The organism is Prescottella soli, assembly GCF_040024445.1.
Taxonomy (GTDB): domain Bacteria; phylum Actinomycetota; class Actinomycetes; order Mycobacteriales; family Mycobacteriaceae; genus Prescottella; species Prescottella soli.
Genome location: NZ_CP157276.1, coordinates 1633139 through 1650206, shown reverse-complemented (window position 1 = coordinate 1650206; position 17068 = coordinate 1633139). Strand labels below are relative to the sequence as shown.

Genomic DNA, 17068 nt, shown 5'->3' with positions numbered 1-17068 from the left:
TTCGGCGGGACGCCGTCGGACGAGGTTGGAAACCGGAAGATTTGGACATTCCGACCTGGGGCGACGACCTCGCTCCGAGTCCTACACCTGGACGGAAGGTGTGAGGAGAAATGCGGTTTCTCGAAACCGAGCGCGACGTGCTGAAGCGCAGTCTGCCCGGTCTGGACGAGGCGCTGACGGCGATAGCGCCAGGGGACCTGGAGCGGCGGGGCAGCCCGGGCACCACGGCGTTCCGTGAGGCCGGTGGGCCCGGCCTCCTCGTGCCTGCCGACCTGGGCGGGATCGGGGCAAGTCCGCTCGAGGCGGTCCGGGTGCAGCGCGCCATCGGCTCGCGGTCCCCGTCGCTGGCGGTTGCCACCACGATGCACCACTTCTCGGTGGCGAGCCTCGTCGCCGTGAGCGAGACGAACACCGGCCTGGACTGGATGCTGCTGCAGGCCATCGCTGCCGACAACCTGTTGCTCGCATCCGGTTTCGCGGAGGGGCGTCCGGACGGGCAGATCCTGAAGCCGACCATGACCGCCACCCCTACAACCGACGGTGTCCGGCTCAGCGGGGTCAAGAAGCCGTGCAGCCTGTCGCGGTCCATGGACCTGCTGACAGCCAGTGTCATGCTCCCCAGGCCCGACGGTCCCGGCGAGCAGCTCGCGGTCGCGCTCATCCCCGCGAAGGACGACGGCGTCTCGGTCAGCCCGTTCTGGTCGAGCTTCGCGCTCGCTGGTGCCGAAAGCGACCAGGTCACCATCGACGATGTGCTGGTGCCGTCGGATCTCGTCGTCACCACGTCGGTGACTGAAGGCGAACAACTCGACGACATCCAGAATGCCGCCTTCCTGTGGTTCGAACTACTCGTGACCGGTTCCTACCTGGGAGCCGCCAGCGCCCTGGTGGAGCTGGCGCTCGGTTCGGACCGGATCAGCGAATCCGACCGTCTCCGACTGGTCGTCACGTTGGAAGGCGCGATGGCGGCGGTGGAGAACATCGCCCGCCGGATGACCGACGAGCTGGACAGCCGGAAACTGCTGATGGACGCGCTCCTGGTCCGGTACGCCGTGCAGGACGCGATCGCCGCCGCAGTGCCCCGGGCGGTGGAGTTGCTCGGTGGGCTGAACTTCATCACCTCGGATCGCGTCGGCTATCTCGCTGCCGCAGTGAACGGACTGGGCTTCCATCCGCCCGCCCGAGCCAAGATGGCCGGCCCGTTGCTGAGTTACCTCGACGGGAACTCGCTCACGATCTCCTAGTGAAATGTATTGGAGGACAATGACATGAAGCGCACTCTGCTGCTCACCGGTGGCTCCGGCGTCATCGGCAGGGCGATGCTCGACGCCATGGCCGAGGACTTCGACATCGTCTGCCTGCGCGGTAGACGCCCGATCGACGATCCACGGGTTGGCGAGTTCGCCGGTGACTTTTCGCACCCCACGCTGGGCCTGCCGGCTGCGGAGTACGCCGGCCTGGTGGACCGAGTCGATGTCGTGCTGCACGGCGCGGCGGTGACCAAATGGAGCGTGGACCCGGAGCAGCTGCGGGCGGTGAACGTCCAGGGACCCGCGGCGATGCTGCGCGTGGCGGCCGACGCTGGTGCCCCGCTCTACTACCTGAGCACGGCCTTCGTCGCCCGTCAGGCCCCGTCCGACGAGCGTTTCGCGGGGTTGGCCGCCTACCTCGAGTCCAAGACGGAAGCGGAAGAGTTGGTCCGCGCTGGTACGGTTCCGGCGGTCATCGTCCGACCGTCGGTGGTGACCGGGGATTCCCGCGACGGCCGGATGGCCGCCTTCCAGGGATTGCACCGGATGTTGGGGAGTGCGATCAGGGGCGACCTTCCGGTGGTTCCTGGGGAGATCGGGTCCCTGGTCGACACGGTTCCCTTGGACATCGTCGTCGATGCCGTCGGCAAGCTCATCCGTGAGCGTGTGACACAGGGCGAGTACTGGCTGACCGCGGGAGATCAGGCACTCACATTCACCGACATCGCCGAGGTGTGCGAGGACGTGTCCCGGCTTGCGTGGATCGGCGCGACGCGGCCACGGTTCATGCCGTTCGAGTCCGTCGATCGGTTGTTGATGCCGCTGCTGGACGACCTGATCTCGGATGGTCGACGACAGATGTTCACCGACTTCCTCGAGTCGGTGTGGGTGTTCCAGTCCAGCGACGCCATGCCCAGTGACCTGGACAGGCTGGGATTCGGGAGCCGCGCCTCCCGGGCCGCGCTCATCGAGGCACTCAGGCGCTCGTTGATCTACTGGGCCCAGGTCAAGAAGCTACTGCCAGCGCAGACGCCGCTGGTCGAAAGCGCCGTCTGATGAGCGCCGGCATGATGCTCGATTCCGGTGCGCTCACCGACAACTACCGGAGGCACTTCGGCAGCGGCCGGGCGGCACTCGGTCGGCTGATCGGGGACCTGGCCGAGGTGGAGTCGTCCGGTGCCTGGATCACCCTCGCGGACGGCCGACGCGTCCTGGACTTCGGTGGTTACGGGGTCTACCTGCTCGGACATCGCCATCCCTCCGTCGTGGAGGCGGTGTGTGCCCAGGTGCGACGGCACCCGATGGCCTCCCGGGTGTTCCTGGATCCGGTAAGCGCCGGCGCCGCGGCCGCGCTCGCCGAGGTCACCCCGGGGGACCTGGATCTGGTGCACTTCGTCAACTCCGGTGCCGAAGCCACCGAGTGTGCGTTGAAACTGGCCCGTGCCCACGGCAAGACAGCCGTGATCACGACGCGCGGCGGATTTCACGGCAAGACGCTCGGCGCCCTGAGCGTCACCGCGAATGCCGTTCTGCAGCAGCCCTTCCGGCCGCTGCTACCGCACGTCATGGAGGTCGCCTTCGGTGATCCGGCCGAGCTGGAGGTGGCGTTGCGTGCAACCGGCGGCCACGGCTGCTTCATCGTCGAACCGGTGCAGGGCGAGGGCGGCGTGAACGTGCCGCTTCCCGGTTACCTGCGCGCCGCCGCCGACCTGTGCCGCCGATACGAGGCGTTGCTGGTCGTCGACGAGATCCAGACCGGTCTCGGCCGACTCGGCTGCTGGTGGGGTGTGGACGCCGAGGGGGTCACGCCCGACCTGCTGCTGGTGGGCAAGGGACTCTCCGGGGGCGTGATGCCGATAGCCGCGGTGGTCGCCACGCCGGAGGCCTACGCCCCGTTCGCCCGGGATCCCTACTTGCACACCTCCACGTTCGCGGGGTCGCCGGCGGCATGCGCCGCCGCACACGCCGCGATCGACGTGATCCGGGACGAAGACCTCCCGGCGCGCGCGGCCGAGCTCGGAGACCACCTCCTCGCGGGCATCCGGACGGCCGTGGACCGGCACGGCGGCGGCCGGGTGACCCAGGTGCGCGGCCGCGGTCTGCTGCTCGGCCTCGAGATGGCCACGAGCGGCCTGGTCGGAGAACTGTTCCTGAACCTGCTCGAACGCGACATCCTGGCCAACCACTCGTTGAACGCGGCCGACGTGCTGCGCCTCACCCCGCCGGCGATCCTGACAGTGGAGGAGGTCGAGCTCTTCCTCCGCGCCTTCACCGAGGCCCTCGCGGACCTCACTCTCACCTGAATACGAATCCTTGGAGTTCCCATGCGTCACGTAGTCATGCACATCCGCGCCGAGCACGTCCGGCCCGACGCGGCCTATGCCCGGATCAGCGACTTCGCTCGCTATCCCGAACTCACCGACACCGTCCTCGCCCTCGACGTCGAACCCGCGCAGGCGGACGGATCGGTGATCTCCAATTGGCTGGTCCGATTCCGCAAGGGCACACTGCGCTGGACCGAGCGGGACGTGCTCGATCCGGTTGCCCGCCGCATCGAATTCGCCCAACTTGCCGGGGACTTCGTGACAATGGAAGGCTCGTGGCAGTGCGACGCGGACCCCGATCGTGACGGCGTGCTGATCCGGTTCGAGACCCGGTTCGACCTCGGGATACCGAGCCTGGCCGAGATCCTCGACCCGGTCGCGGAGTCCACGTTGCGCAACAACATCCTGCGCATTCTGACGGGGCTGCTGGGCGGTGTGGTCGAGGTCGGGCCGATGAACGAACCTGTCTGACCGCGCCCCGGCTGTCGGTGCCCGCGCCTACGCTGATCACATGCCCGAACTGCCCGAGGTGGAGGCCCTGGCACAGTTCCTGCGCAACCATGCCGTCGGCGCGGTGGTGGGACGCGTCGACGTGGCCGCGCTGAGTGTGCTCAAGACGTTCGATCCGCCGATCAGCGCCCTGCAGGGCCGGAACGTAACCGGGGCACGCCGCTTCGGCAAGCACCTCGCGATGGACTGCGACGGACTGTGGCTGATCACGCACCTGTCCCGCGGCGGGTGGCTGCGCTGGATCGACAACCCCGGCCCCGCGTCGCCGAGGCCGGGGAAGGGGCCGCTCGCGCTGCGCGTGCACTTCTTCACCCCCGACGCGGACACACCCGCGTTCGATCTCACCGAGGCCGGCACCAAGAAGCGGCTCGCGGTGTGGGTGGTGGCCGACCCGCAGGAGGTGCCGGGCATCGCCAGGCTCGGACCCGACGCGCTCGAGGTGACGCGACCGCAGTTCGGCGAACTCCTCGGCGGGACCAGCGCCCGGATCAAGACGGCGCTCGTGGACCAGTCGTTGCTGGCGGGGATCGGCAACGCCTACTCCGACGAGATCCTGCACGCGGCCCGGCTCTCGCCGTTCGCGACCGCGTCGAAGCTGACTCCCGACGAGGTGGACACGCTGTACGACGCCATGCGCTCCGAACTGTCCGACGCCGTCGAACGCTCGGTGGGGCAGGAGGCCGCACGCCTCAAGGGCGAGAAGCGGGCCGGGATGACGGTGCACGCCCGCACCGGGCTGCCGTGCCCCGTGTGTGGGGACACGGTGCGGGAGGTGTCGTATGCCGAGCGGGCGTTCCAGTACTGCCCGACGTGCCAGACCGGCGGCAAGATCCTCGCCGATCGGCGCATGTCACGACTGCTGAAGTAACGGCTGGCGCCGGCCGAACACCCAGCCGCGGAGCGCGATGAACCGCAGGGCGCCGACGACACCGCTGACGGCGATCACCAGCGCGATCGACACCAGGCCGGATGCGTCCGGGAAGAAGAAGCCCAGCAGCGCCAGCGAGAGCGAACTGACGATCAGGCCGAGGAGCGCGAGCGCGCCGCCCTCCCACTGGGCGGCGAACCAGGGCACCCGGTCGGCTGCGCGGAAGGTCCGGCGGCGGTGGAGTTCGTTGGCCAGCACGGTGCTGGTGGCGACCCCCACGGCATTCGCCAGCAACGTCCCGTAAGCGTCCAGTGCGACGAACGACAGCGCGTACACGACGTTGCTCGATCCGCCGACGAGGGCGAACCGGGTCAGCTGGGCGAACCATCCGTCGCCGCCCAGACGCAGGTCGAGCATCGACATCGAGGTCTCCCACAGCCTGAAATTTGGTTGCGATCCGCAACGGTATACCACCGGGGGTTCAATGCCGGTGCCGGTATCCGTGCCACGCTTCGCGTCGGCTCCGCAGCGGATCGCATTCGACGCGGCAGACCTCGTCGATGATCAGCGTGTCGCGGCGTTCGAGCGAATACTGCGGCCACGCCCCGAGGGGGTGCCCGTCGCGCGCGAAAGCGAGCCAGTGACCCTGCAGCGTGTCGGTGACGGCACGCATCCCGCGGCGTCCGCCCAACGCGGTGAGGATGCGGGCAGTGCGGCCCCGCGACCCGAACACCGGGAACAGTTCCGTGGCGTGCGTCGCGCCGAGACCTGTGAGCCGCAGCAGGCGCGGAGCGAAGTCGTAGCGGTACATGTACGTGTCGCTGTGCCGGGTGTGGGCATGCGCGCACCGCAGCGACGGCTCCCAGAAAACGACGTCGCCGCCGAGGTCGGCGGCCGCGCGCCGGCCCGGGTAACCGGGGTACGCGCCGATCGCGCGGGCCTTGATCGCGGGATCGGTGCCCTCGAACATCTTCTCGATCCGGGCCTCGTTCGTCGGCAGGATGTCGAGGAGCCGCGAGAAGATCCGACCCTCCTGCGCGTTGGTCCCGATGACGAGCGGCACCCGGTGTTCGGAGCCGGCCTCGAACGCGTTCAGCGGGTGCTCGGGGAGGAGGTAGTCGCCGGCCACCGGCGCGAACGGCCGTGTGCCCGGCACCTCGTCGGCGCCGCGGATGCTGAGCGTCGCGGCGGTCTCCACGAGCGTGTCGGGGTCGGCGGTGGCGAGGAACGAGGCGGCGTCCGGGCGGGACACGCCGGCGACGTCGAGGAACTCGCGTGCCCACCGCGCGGCCAACTCCGGTCCGTTGGACGTGGCCGGAGGCGGACTCTGCGCGATGACGCGGGCGAACAGCCCCTGCGCCGCGGGAACGCACATCAGGGTCATCACCGCGTCCGCGCCCGCGGACTCCCCGAACAGCGTGACGTTGTCCGGGTCGCCGCCGAAGGCGGCGATGTTGCGCTGCACCCACTGCAGGGCGGCGAGCTGATCGCGCAGCCCCAGGTTGACGTCGAAAGGGTGCTCGGGGGTGGAGAATTCGCGGAAGTCGAGGTAGCCGAGTGCCCCGAGCCGGTAGTTGAGCGAGACGAACACGAGGTCGCCGCGACGCACCAGCGATGCACCGCTGTACAGCAGGTCCGCCGACGTGCCGGCCGTGTGCGCGCCGCCGTGGATGTAGACCATGACCGGCCGGGCGACGTCGCTGGGCGCGGAGGGTCGGAGCACGTTGAGCGTCAGGCAGTTCTCGTCGCCCTGCCGGCGTTGCTGCGGGGCCGGGGGACCGAACCGGGCGGCATCCCGGACGCCGGTCCACGCGGGCACGGGCTCTGGCGCGCGCAGGCGCAGCGGGCCGACGGGCGGGGCGGCGTACGGAATTCCCCTCCACGACAACAGGTCCGGCAACCGTCGACCACGGACGACGCCCTCGGCCAGGGCGACGTCCACGCCGGTCACGGAAGGGACTCGGCTTCGGCCGCGCCCTCGCCTTCGTAGCCGAGATACCCGGACCACGCGATCCGGCGCTCGCGGCCGGGATCGCGCTCGACGCGGGTGGGGACGTCGAAGATCAGGGTCCGTCGGTGCTCGGCGTCGTACCGCGGCCACCACGGGGTCGGGACACCGCCCCGGGCGAACGAGATCCAGTTCTCCTGGACTCGATCGGTGACCGCCCGCAGGCGACGTCGGCCACCGGGGGCGGTGAGGGCCCGGCCGGCGGCGGAGTTGCCGTACCCGAACACCGCGAACATCTCGAGCGCGTGCGTGGCCCCCAGGCCGAGCCAGTGCATGAGGCGCGGTGCGTAATCGAAACGGTAACTGTAGGTGGGGGAATGGGCGGAGTGTGCGTCGGCGATCTCGACCGACGGTCTCCAGAACGTCAGATCGCCGCCCAGGTCGATCGCCGCTGCCGCGTCCGGGTAGCCGGCGTACGCGCCGACGACCCGCGCCAAGGCCTCCGGGTTGGTGAGCTCGAACATCGCCTCGATGCGGGCGGCGTTGCTGGGCAGGGCGTCCAGCATCTTGGGGAAGAGCGTGCCCTCCTTGGCGTTGGTGCCGATGATCATCGGCACCGGATGCGCACGCCCGGCCGTGAATGCCGCCAGCGGCGACTCCGGCAGGAACTCGCCGTCCACCACCGGGCCGAGCGGGTGTAGTCCGGGCGTCTCGGCGAGAACCTTGGCGCCCAGCCGATTTCCGGCCTTCCCGAGTTCGGCCGGCGTCGCGGAGTCGAGGGCCCGCGCCGCGTCCGCCGGATCGTCGGAACCCAGCAGCGTCATGAACTCGCGGGCCCAGCGTTTCGCCCGCCGGCCGTCGCTCACGAGCACCGGCGCCGAACTCTCCGCGATCGCCCGCGCGAACAGCCCCCGCGCGGCCGGTGTGGCCATCAGCGTGGTGACCGACGTGGCGCCCGCGGACTCCCCGAACAGCGTGACGTTGTCGGGATCGCCTCCGAAAGCGGCGATGTTGCGCCGCACCCACTGCAGCGCGGCCACCTGGTCCCGCAGGCCCAGATTGGAGTCGAACGGCCGCTCGGGCGTGGAGAACTCGGTGAAGTCGAGGTAGCCGAGCGGGCCCAGCCGGTAGTTGATCGAGACGTACACGAGGTCGCCGCGCCGCGCGAGGCGGTCCCCGTGGTAGATCCCCAGTGCGGTCGTGCCCAGGACGAACGCGCCGCCGTGGATGAACACCATCACCGGTCGCGGCGCGGCGCTCGGCCCCGCCGGGGCGAGCACGTTGAGCGTGAGACAGTCCTCCGAGATCGGCTGGCGCTTGCCCGGCCGCAGCGTCACGCCCATCGGGGCCTGCGGAGCGGCGGCGCCGAACTCGCCGGCGTCGCGGACCCCGGTCCACGGCTCGGTGGGCTGCGGCGCCCGCAACCGCAGCGGGCCCACCGGCGGGGCGGCGAACGGTATTCCGCGCCAGGCGAGCAGGTCACCGATCCTGCGGCCCCGGACGACGCCGTCGGCGGTGGTCACTTCGAGACTCGGGGTCATGGCCGCGACTATACGACGATCCGGGCGCCCGGCCGGTCGGGTTGCCGGGCGCCGTGACCGTCAGCGGGCCCGGAGGAACTGCCCGGTGCGCTCGGTGCCCAGGGCGGGTGCCGGTTCTCCGTTGCCGAAGACGTACTCGCCGCCCACAAACACCGCGGACACGGCGTCGTCGTTGCGGTTCACCATCCGGGACAGGTTGTCGTACTCGGGGACAGGGCTCTCGGCGTACGTGTCGAGGGAGTCGTCGAGGTGCTCGGGGTCGATGACCACCAGGTCGGCACGGTCACCCTCGCGCAGGTGCCCGGCGTCCAGGCCGTACCAGTCGGCGAGTTCACCGGTGACCCGGCGCACCGCCTGCTCGACCGACAGGAACGGCGCCCCGGCCCGTTCGGCGTCGTGGACGCGGCGCAGGAAGCGCAGCCCGAAGTTGTAGAACGCCATGTTCCGCAGGTGCGCACCCGAATCTGAGAAGCCCAGCTGCACACCGGGATCGGCGGCGAGCGCGTTCAGCACCTCGGGACGGTGGTTCGAGATCGTGGTCCGCCAGCGCACCTTGGGGCCGTACTCGACCACCAGGTCGAGGAACGCGTCGACGGGATGCACGCCGCCGCGGTCCTCCCCGACCTGACCGAACGTCTTCCCGATGACCGAGTCGTCGGGGCACTCGACGATCTCGGCGTCGAAGAAGTCGCGATGCCACACCCGCGGCCCGTACTTCTGGTCGTAGTCCTTGCGAAAGCGTCGGCGGTAGTCCGCGTCCGCCAGCAGTTCGCGGCGCGCGTCGATCTGGTTCGACAGGTGCAGGGCCGCCGCGCCGGAGCCGAACTCCTCGAACACCGGCAGGTCGATGCCGTCGGAGTACACCTCGAACGGCACCGGCAGGTGCTGCCAACGGAAGTCGCCGCCGAGGCCGTTGAGGACCTTCGCCATCAGCGGGAAGATCTTCACGATACCGGGGATCGCCTTGACGTCGGCGGCCGAGAGCAGGCTCGTCTTGAGCGGCTTGCGGAAGATGCCGAGGCTGCTGAGCGCCATCACCATCATGCTCTGCGGGCGGGCCACGTCCGGGCCGCCCTGCAGCGCCCGGCGACGGCGTCGCAGGATCGCGTTGAGCCGGCGACGCTCCCGGGCGGTCGCATACGTCGACGGCAGCGTGCGGGACCGGCAGACCTCGCCGTCGAGCTTGTCGAACATCAACTGCTGCGACGACATTCCGACGAACCCGGCGTCGAGCGCCTCGGTCAGCTGCTGCTCCATCGCGGCGAGTTCGGACGCGGTGGGCTTGACCTCCTTGCGGGTGGCCCGGTCCAGACCCATCAGCGCCGCCCGCATGTCGGAGTGGCCGATGAACGCGGCGACGTTCGGTCCCAGCGGCAGCGATTCGAGCGCATCGACGTACTCGCGTGCCGAGTTCCACGTCTTGCGCTCCTCGAGCCCGTCGACGACGTGGCGGCGCGGGATCGCCTCGACCCGGCCGAACAGGTCACCGGCGTCCGACGGCCCGACGTGGACGGTCGACAGCGAGCACGATCCGACGAACACGGTGGTGATGCCGTGGCGCACCGACTCGTCGAGCTGCGGGCGGAGCAGGACCTCGACGTCGTAGTGGGTGTGGATGTCGAGCATGCCGGGGATCACCCATTTGCCGGCCGCGTCGATCACACGGGGACAGTCGGTTTCGTCGAGCGGTTCGGTGGAGACCGTCGCCACCCGGCCGTCTCGGATGCCGAGGTGGCGGGTCGCGGACGGGGCGCCGGTGCCGTCGAACCACCGGCCGTTCTTGACGATCGCGTCGAAACTCATCGGGGTCTTGCCTCTCTCACCGCTAGGACGGGAAATACGTTCGCTCACAGGGCGATCTGAGTGCGGATCGTCTTGCCGGTCGCGTTGCGCGGCAGCGAATCGGTGGTGATCTTCCATTGCGTGGGCACCTTGAAGTACGCGAGCCGTTCGGCCGCGAACTCGCGCAGCTCGTCCTCGGTCACCGTCATCCCAGGCCGTGGGACCACCACCGCGCCCACTTCCTGCCCGAGGTCGGGGTGATCGACTCCCACCACCGCCGATTCCGCCACCGCGGGGTGCTCGTCGAGGCACTGCTCGATCTCGACGGGGTACACGTTCTCGCCGCCGCGCAGAATCAGGTCGGAGCGCCGCCCGGTGAGCCGGACCATGCCGTTCTCGATCACGCCGAAGTCGCCGGTGTGCAGCCATCGGTCGGTCCGGATCGCGTCCGCGGTCGCGGCGTCGTTCTCCCAATAGCCGAGCATCACGTACGGGCTGCGCACACAGATCTCGCCCTCGATACCGTCGGCCACGGGCTCGCCGAGCGGGTCGCGGATCTCCACGGTGACGCCGATGATCGGGCGGCCGAGGGTGCCGGGAAACGCCTGCAGATCCATCGGGGTCGCGACCGAGATCGCGGTGCTGCACTCGGTGAGTCCGTAGCTGTCGACCAGCGCATTGCGGGCGAATGGCAGCCTCTCACGCAGTCGCTGCTGGAATCCCGGCGACGACGGCGCCGAGGCGAGCGCGAACGCCGTGAGCGACGACAGGTCGTACCGCGAGATGTCCTCGTGCTCGAGCAGTCGACCCGCCATCGTCGGCACCGCTCCCCAGTTGGTCACCTTCTCGCGTTCGATCAGCCGCAGCACCCGGTCCGCGTCGAACGAGCCCTGATAGATGACCACCGCGCTGCCGGTCGCGAGCCGCGGGACGACGAGATTGTGCAGGCTGGAGATGTGAAACAGCGGCGAGGTGAGCAGGTAGCGCAGATCGCTCGGGCCGTCACTCGGCGGCGCACCCGCGAAGGCGGCGGCGAGGGTGTCGCTGTAGCGGTGATAGTCGATGACGGCCAACAGGTTCCGGTGCGAGTGCACCGCGCCCTTCGGGCGACCGCTGGTTCCGCTGGTGTAGAGGATCACCGCCGGGTCGTCCTCGAGCACATCGGCCCGCGGCAGGTCGGCGCCTGCGAACTCCTCGATCAGACGGGGGACGTCGTCCTCCATCGTCATGACGGGGACGTCGAGGTCGAGGCCGTCGAGGAGTGCGGCGCGCTTGGCGTCGACGACGAGGACGGACGGCCGGGTGTGGCCGACGCCGTACTCGATCTCCCGCGGTGCCCACCACGCGTTGAACCCGACGGCGATCGCGCCCAGCGACTGGGCGGCCCAGAACGCCTCGACCCACTCGGGGGTGTTGGCCGCGAGAATGCCGATCCGGTCGCCCTTGCCGACGCCGAATCGTTCGCGCAGCGCGGTCGCCAGTGCAGCCACCGCCGCGTGGTGGTCGGCGTAGCTGATCCGGCGGTCCTCGGTGACGAGGTAGTCGCGATCACCGAACGCGGCCGAGGCGGCGAGTACGTCGCCGAGGGCCCGGTCGCGGTTCTTCATCACCGGGATCCGGGCGCCGAGGACCTCCTCGACGCCCAGTTCGAACCGCCCACCCGGTCCCGTCAATCCGGCCATCACCTGCGCGATGTACGCCTGGGGGTCGAGAGACTTCGTCACGGCGGTTCCTTTCGGATCGGGGCTGTCACCGGCACAATCGACAGTGATGTGCGTCATACTCCGGTGTGACTGACGATGTGTCAAGTGAGTGACGAACCGTCGCTTGGGTGACGGGCCGACTTGCCTGGGTGCGTGGACGTGGGCGATCGTGGATGCCGTGGGACCTGTTGCGGACGACACCAAGGGCAGGCGCGGGAAACTGCGTGACGAGCAGAAGCGCTGGACGCGTGCCCGGCTCCTGGAGGCCGCGCGCGAGCTGTTCTCCACGCGTGGGTACGCGGCGGTCACCGTCGACGACATCGCAGCCGCCGTGGGCTGCAGCCGTGCGACGTTCTACCTGCACTTTCCCAGCAAGGTGGAGATCCTGCGGGCCATCAGCCTGGAGAAGATGGTGCCGAGCGCCTTCGCGTTCTACGAGGACCTCGATCGGGTGCTCGCCACCGGCTCGCGGGCCGAGTTCACGGCCTGGGTCAACCGGGCTATCGACTGGTTCGACGCATGCAAGGACATCCTGCCCGCGTGGGACGAGGCGGTCGCGCTCGAACCCTCGTTCCGCGAGACGTCCCGCGATGCGATCCTGGCCCTACCCAACTCGATGACGCAGTACCTGGCGCGTTGGCCGCAGGACCGGCAGGACGAGGCCCGGTTGCGCGTCGAACTGCTGGTCACGCAGCTCGAGCGGTTCTTCACCAGGTGGGCGGTGCAGGGGACGATCGAGGTTCCCCGCGAACGGGCGGCCGAAGTCCTCACCGACATCTGGTTCCCGGCGCTGACCCCGCCGATCGCCCCCTGAGCCCCGCGGCCGCGGTTGGATCGGCCTGAGCGCCCATTCCTCGGGTCGTCTGGCGGGAAACCGCGTGCGACGGTGAAGGAGTGGGCGCTCAGGCCGATGACCTGCCTACCCGTGCTCGACGAGCGTGGCGAGCCGGTCCAGTGCCTCGGCCCACCCCAGCTCGTTGTCGTCCGGATCGACGCCCGGCGGCAGCCCGTCGTGCTTGGCGGTCAGTTCGGTGCCGCCGCCGTTGTCGCGCAACGTGATCGACAGCCTCATCTCGCCCCACATCGCGGGGTCGTCAGTCTCGAACTCGAGGACCTCCACCATCCGTTCGTCAGGGACGATTTCGGCGAAGTGCCCGTGGTAGGTGTCGGTGTGGGCGCTGGACTTCCCGGTCCGGTCGGGGGAGTCGTAGGTGAGCGAGATCCGGAACCGGCCGCCGACCCGGGCGTCGAACTCGTGCACCTCGGCGGTCATGCTCGCCGGCACCCGCCACGTCGCGATCGCAGTTGGATCGGTCAGCGCGCGGAAGACCCGCTCGCGTGGCGCGTGCAGTACCCGGCGAGTTCGCGTCGTGGACACACCGAAAGTGTTGCACGCGAACGTTGCGGGTGTGACGGGGTCAGGGGGCAAGGGCCGCGTTGTGGGCGGTGAGCAGTGCCCCGAGAAGGTAGTGACCGTCTGCGGAGTCGAGCGGGACCACGCCGCCGACGGCTGCGACGGCGGGATGCGCCCGCGTGGCCGGGGAGTCGGCGAGCATCCAGGCGAGGTTGTTCTCGTCGTGCCGGGGTCGATACTGCAGGCCGTCGATGCCGGGGTTGGCCGCGAGGATCGCGGCGGCCCAGCGGCGGGCGTGAAGGTAGCCGGACGGATCGCACTTGGTGAGCCACACACCGGCATTGATCCGCGCGGCTCCGGTTCCGGTCAGATCCGCCACCCGAACGGAGCGAGTGGTACGTAGCTCACTCAGTACGCGGCCTCGGATCTGCACACGTGGAATCAGCCTCGGGGACTGGTCGATCGGCAGGCTTCGGCACAGCGTCTCCGCCACCGCGGCGGCCGGGCTGTCGCCGGCGTAGAGGTAGGAATAGGAGCCGTCGAGGCTGTCGAACCGGCCGCCGAGCCGGGCACGCGGCCGCGGCGTCGGATTGAGGTCGGCGGCGCCGCGCGTGTCGCTGTGGATGCGCCACACCGACGTCTCGGCAGGCACGTCGACCAGCAGGGCGGGAGGGAGGTGTGTGGGCGGATCCGGGTACTCCACCGGCCGCTCAGTCCGTGACCAGGTCGTCGGCCATGTCCCGCAGGTCCTGTTCGTGGCCCCCGGCGACGGCGAGTTCCGAGGGCGACCGCGGATCGTCCGCGAACGCCGTGGGGTTCAGCCACCACGACGCGGCACCCCACGGATCGTCCTTCGCCCCGATCACCTGGTTGATCTCGGCGACGATCGGTCGCACCTCCCGGCGCTCGGTGTCGAACTGGAAGGCGGGGAAGAGTTTGTGCCCGGCCGCGGGCAGAGCCACGACGCTGCCCGCCGCTGCGAGACGGCTGGCGGTGTTCCGGCTGGTGGCCGACTTTCCGAGGGCCCGGCTGACTGCGGTGGAGTCGAGCATCTGGTGTTCGTCGACGAGCGATCGCAGCGCCGAGGACACGATGCGGGTGCGCGCGACCGCGGCGGCGGCCGGGTTGGCGACCGCGCGCTCGTGCTGCAGCGCCAGCGCCGGACCCATGGACAGCAGCGCGGTCACGTCGTCGCGCACCGGCCGCAGATTCGGCCGTCGCGAGAACTCCTCGGCGAGCAGTTCGACGAGGTCCTGATCCGACAGGGCGTGGATCGTGTCGCGGGCTCGGTCACGGTTGGCGAGCATAGTCACACCTCCAGATGTGTGCCACCAGCGTACCGCGTACCGGGCGTGTCGGCCAGGGGCGAGGAACGTGTTGGACGTGCCGCGGCGGGTTGTTCCGCCCCAGGGTCTCCTCGGGGTGATGATCGACGGCATGGAGAACGTGGGGGCCCGAACCGGCGACATCGTACGAGAGGCATATACGGCCCGATCCCGCGAGTACGTCGATCTGTTCGGCTCGATGACATCGACGCACCCGTCCGATCGGACCCTGGTGGGCAGTTGGGCCGAGCCCCTGACCGGACCCGTGCTCGACGCCGGCTGCGGGCCGGGACAGTGGACGGACTTCCTGACCGGGTGCGGCGTCGACGCGAGCGGAATCGACCTGGTTCCCGAGTTCGTCGACCGGGCCCGCACGCGGTATCCGCACCTCTCCTTCGGCCTCGGCAGCTTCGAAACTCTGGACGCCGGGGCGGAATCGCTGGGCGGAGTCCTCGCCTGGTACTCGCTCATCCACCACCGACCCCAAGACATCCGGATCCCTCTCGCGGAGTTCGCACGCGTGATCCGACCGGGAGGAGGGCTGCTGGTGGGCTTCTTCGAGGGGCCGGTGGTGGAACCCTTCGATCACGCTGCCACCACGGCCTATCGATGGCCGGTGGCCGAACTGCGCCGGGAGCTGGCCACAGCGGGTTTCGAGGTGATCGAGACCCACACACGAACGGGAAGTGGCTACCGGCCGCACGGCGCTGTCACGGCACGTCGGCAGAATCGCGACTCACGGCTCGTCCATCACGGAACTCGGTGAGGTCGGCTCCCCGGCCGACCACAGTCTCTCCGCCAATGCGCGCGAGCGCTGCGCGAGCTCCGGGGGATCGAGTATCTCGAAGTCGTGTCCCAGCAGGTTCATGTGCATCAGGACGGCATCGAGGCCGGCGTCGCAATCGGTGTGGGGTGATCACCGCACCGCCATCACCGTCGTGTCCACCGCGGGGCACGCCCGCCCGGGCGCGCTCGTCGAGATCGACGCGGTCGCCGTCGTCCCCGATCGGCTACCGGGCGCGCCGGGCCTCGAGTAGCCGCAGCCACACCTCGCTCACCGTCGGGTACGACGGGACCGCGTGCCACAGCGTATCGAGCGGCACCCGGCCGACGACGGCGACCGTTGCGGCGTGGATCAGGTCGGAGACGTCGGGGCCGACGAACGTCGCGCCGACGATCGTGTCGGTGGCGCGATCGATCACGAGCGACGCGCGCCCCGAGTAGTCGTCGCGGGAGAGCGCGGCACCGGCGACGTCGATGTCGATCGCGACCACCTCGACGTCGAGTCCGTCTGCGCGGGACTGGCTTTCGGTGCGCCCGACCGATGCCACCTCGGGCGTCGTGAAGACCACCTGTGGCACCTGGCCGTGGTCGGCCGACGCGACGAACCGGGGGCCGTCGAGCGGACGGCCCTCCGCGCGGGCCGCGATCACGTCGCCGCACACCCGAGCCTGGTACTTGCCCATGTGCGTCAGGAGGGCGCGGCCGTTGACGTCGCCCACGGCGTACAGCCAGTCGCCGTCCACGCCCTGCACGGTCAGATGGTCGTCGACGGAGAGGTAGCCGTGATCGGGCAGGCCGGCGTGCTCGAGTCCCAGTCCCGCGGTGGCGGGGGTGCGCCCGGCCGCGACGAGGATCTCGTCCACGGTCAGTGCCGGGTCGCCGTCGTCACCCCGGACCGTCAACGTCACCGGACCCCCGTGGACACGTCCGATCCCGGTGTCGGAGACGTCGGAGCGTGCGACGGCTGCGAGCGAGGTGCCGAACCGGACGTTCATCCCGTGCTTGCGCAGCTTCTCCTCGACCATCTCGCCGGCGAACGGTTCCGTGCGTCCGAGCAGCCCGGAGCCCCGCACGAGCAGGGTCACCTCGTCGGCGCCGAGTTCGTGCAGCCATGTCGCCGCCTCGCACGCCACCACACCGCCGCCGACGATCGCGAGTCGCTTCGGCACCTCCCGGACGTTGGTGGCGTCCCGCGACGTCCACGGCAACGCGTCGCGCAGGCCGGGGACGTCCGGCACGCTCGCGGTGGTGCCGGTCGCGACCACCACCGCGTGCCGGGCCCGCAGCACACGGTCGCCCACGGTGACCTCCCGGACCCCGGTGAGCTTCGCGCTCCCGCGGATGACGTCGATTCCGACCGAATCGGCCCACAGCACCTGTGACGAGTCGTCGAGGTTGTTCGTGAAACCGTCCCGTCGGGCGAGTACGGCCTGAACGTCGAGGCCGTAGGCGTTGACCTTCTCCTCGACGCCGGGCATGTGGCGGGCGGTGCCGAGCACCTCGACCGGCCGCAGCAGCGCCTTCGACGGCATGCACGCCCAGAACGAGCATTCGCCACCGACCAGCTCGTGTTCGACGAGTGCCGCGGTGCGGTCGCTGCCGGCGATGGCGTAGGCGGCCGCGTTCTCCCCGGCCGGGCCGCCTCCGATCACGATGACGTCGAACTCTTCGTCAGCCATG

17 protein-coding genes are annotated in these 17068 nt (G+C 70.0%); 8 read left to right on the top strand and 9 right to left on the bottom strand.

What is annotated here, in order from left to right; genetic code table 11:
• Positions 1–110: 110 nt before the first annotated feature.
• The 5 genes from ABI214_RS07735 to ABI214_RS07715 are packed head-to-tail and all read left to right on the top strand — an operon-like array spanning position 111 to position 4952.
• Positions 111–1244 (top strand): acyl-CoA dehydrogenase family protein, encoded by a 1134-nt coding sequence (locus ABI214_RS07735; RefSeq protein ID WP_348608257.1) that lies wholly within the window; start codon positions 111–113, stop codon positions 1242–1244.
• A 24-nt stretch (positions 1245–1268) separates the two neighbouring features.
• Positions 1269–2306: an SDR family oxidoreductase gene (locus ABI214_RS07730; RefSeq protein WP_348608254.1), complete on the top strand. Its 1038-nt coding sequence runs from the start codon at positions 1269–1271 to the stop codon at positions 2304–2306.
• Positions 2306–3553: an aspartate aminotransferase family protein gene (locus tag ABI214_RS07725; RefSeq protein WP_348608251.1), complete on the top strand. Its 1248-nt coding sequence runs from the start codon at positions 2306–2308 to the stop codon at positions 3551–3553. Before ABI214_RS07730 ends, ABI214_RS07725 begins: the two co-directional genes overlap by 1 nt.
• A gap of 21 nt (positions 3554–3574) precedes the next feature.
• Positions 3575–4045 carry an SRPBCC family protein gene (locus ABI214_RS07720; protein ID WP_348608248.1) on the top strand — a complete coding sequence of 157 codons (471 nt, stop codon included), beginning with the start codon at positions 3575–3577 and terminating at the stop codon, positions 4043–4045.
• 40 nt (positions 4046–4085) lie between these two features.
• Positions 4086–4952, top strand: a complete 867-nt coding sequence (locus ABI214_RS07715) for an Fpg/Nei family DNA glycosylase (protein WP_348608245.1) — start codon at positions 4086–4088, stop codon at positions 4950–4952.
• On the opposite strand, the gene ABI214_RS07710 is transcribed toward ABI214_RS07715, so the two are convergent.
• From ABI214_RS07710 to ABI214_RS07690, 5 genes are read right to left on the bottom strand one after another with little or no spacing between them, the layout of a single operon-like run.
• Complete coding sequence (locus ABI214_RS07710) at positions 4935–5375, bottom strand: GtrA family protein (RefSeq protein WP_348608242.1); 441 nt, start codon at positions 5373–5375, stop codon at positions 4935–4937. The two genes, ABI214_RS07715 and ABI214_RS07710, sit on opposite strands and share 18 nt — an antisense overlap.
• A 58-nt stretch (positions 5376–5433) precedes the next feature.
• Positions 5434–6903, bottom strand: coding sequence for a carboxylesterase/lipase family protein (locus ABI214_RS07705; RefSeq protein WP_348608240.1), 1470 nt, complete (start codon positions 6901–6903; stop codon positions 5434–5436).
• The gene (locus ABI214_RS07700) at positions 6900–8441 is read right to left on the bottom strand and encodes a carboxylesterase/lipase family protein (protein WP_348608237.1); all 1542 of its coding nucleotides are present in this window, start codon (positions 8439–8441) and stop codon (positions 6900–6902) included. The genes ABI214_RS07705 and ABI214_RS07700 overlap by 4 nt, the downstream gene beginning before the upstream one ends.
• 60 nt (positions 8442–8501) lie before the next feature.
• A complete protein-coding gene (locus tag ABI214_RS07695) occupies positions 8502–10244 on the bottom strand; it encodes an N-acyl-D-amino-acid deacylase family protein (protein WP_348608234.1) in 1743 nt (580 codons plus the stop codon).
• 44 nt (positions 10245–10288) lie between these two features.
• A complete protein-coding gene (locus ABI214_RS07690; protein WP_348608231.1) occupies positions 10289–11947 on the bottom strand; it encodes a class I adenylate-forming enzyme family protein in 1659 nt (552 codons plus the stop codon).
• A 157-nt stretch (positions 11948–12104) separates the two neighbouring features.
• On the opposite strand from ABI214_RS07690, the gene ABI214_RS07685 reads away from it, so the two are divergent.
• Positions 12105–12740 (top strand): TetR/AcrR family transcriptional regulator, encoded by a 636-nt coding sequence (locus ABI214_RS07685; RefSeq protein WP_348608228.1) that lies wholly within the window; start codon positions 12105–12107, stop codon positions 12738–12740.
• A gap of 105 nt (positions 12741–12845) precedes the next feature.
• On the opposite strand, the gene ABI214_RS07680 is transcribed toward ABI214_RS07685, so the two are convergent.
• From ABI214_RS07680 to ABI214_RS07670, 3 genes are read right to left on the bottom strand one after another with little or no spacing between them, the layout of a single operon-like run.
• The gene (locus ABI214_RS07680) at positions 12846–13304 is read right to left on the bottom strand and encodes an SRPBCC family protein (RefSeq protein ID WP_348608225.1); all 459 of its coding nucleotides are present in this window, start codon (positions 13302–13304) and stop codon (positions 12846–12848) included.
• A gap of 40 nt (positions 13305–13344) precedes the next feature.
• A complete protein-coding gene (locus tag ABI214_RS07675) occupies positions 13345–13983 on the bottom strand; it encodes an RES family NAD+ phosphorylase (protein ID WP_348608222.1) in 639 nt (212 codons plus the stop codon).
• Between the two features lie 7 nt (positions 13984–13990).
• Complete coding sequence (locus ABI214_RS07670) at positions 13991–14587, bottom strand: hypothetical protein (RefSeq protein ID WP_348608219.1); 597 nt, start codon at positions 14585–14587, stop codon at positions 13991–13993.
• 118 nt (positions 14588–14705) lie between these two features.
• On the opposite strand from ABI214_RS07670, the gene ABI214_RS07665 reads away from it, so the two are divergent.
• Together ABI214_RS07665 and ABI214_RS07660 are read left to right on the top strand one after the other, a co-directional pair.
• Positions 14706–15371 (top strand): class I SAM-dependent methyltransferase, encoded by a 666-nt coding sequence (locus ABI214_RS07665; protein WP_348611394.1) that lies wholly within the window; start codon positions 14706–14708, stop codon positions 15369–15371.
• Positions 15372–15471: 100 nt separating this feature from the next.
• Positions 15472–15642: a hypothetical protein gene (locus ABI214_RS07660; RefSeq protein WP_348608216.1), complete on the top strand. Its 171-nt coding sequence runs from the start codon at positions 15472–15474 to the stop codon at positions 15640–15642.
• On the opposite strand, the gene ABI214_RS07655 is transcribed toward ABI214_RS07660, so the two are convergent.
• Positions 15616–17067, bottom strand: a complete 1452-nt coding sequence (locus ABI214_RS07655) for a dihydrolipoyl dehydrogenase family protein (protein WP_348608213.1) — start codon at positions 17065–17067, stop codon at positions 15616–15618. The genes ABI214_RS07660 and ABI214_RS07655 overlap by 27 nt on opposite strands.
• Position 17068: the final 1 nt, after the last annotated feature.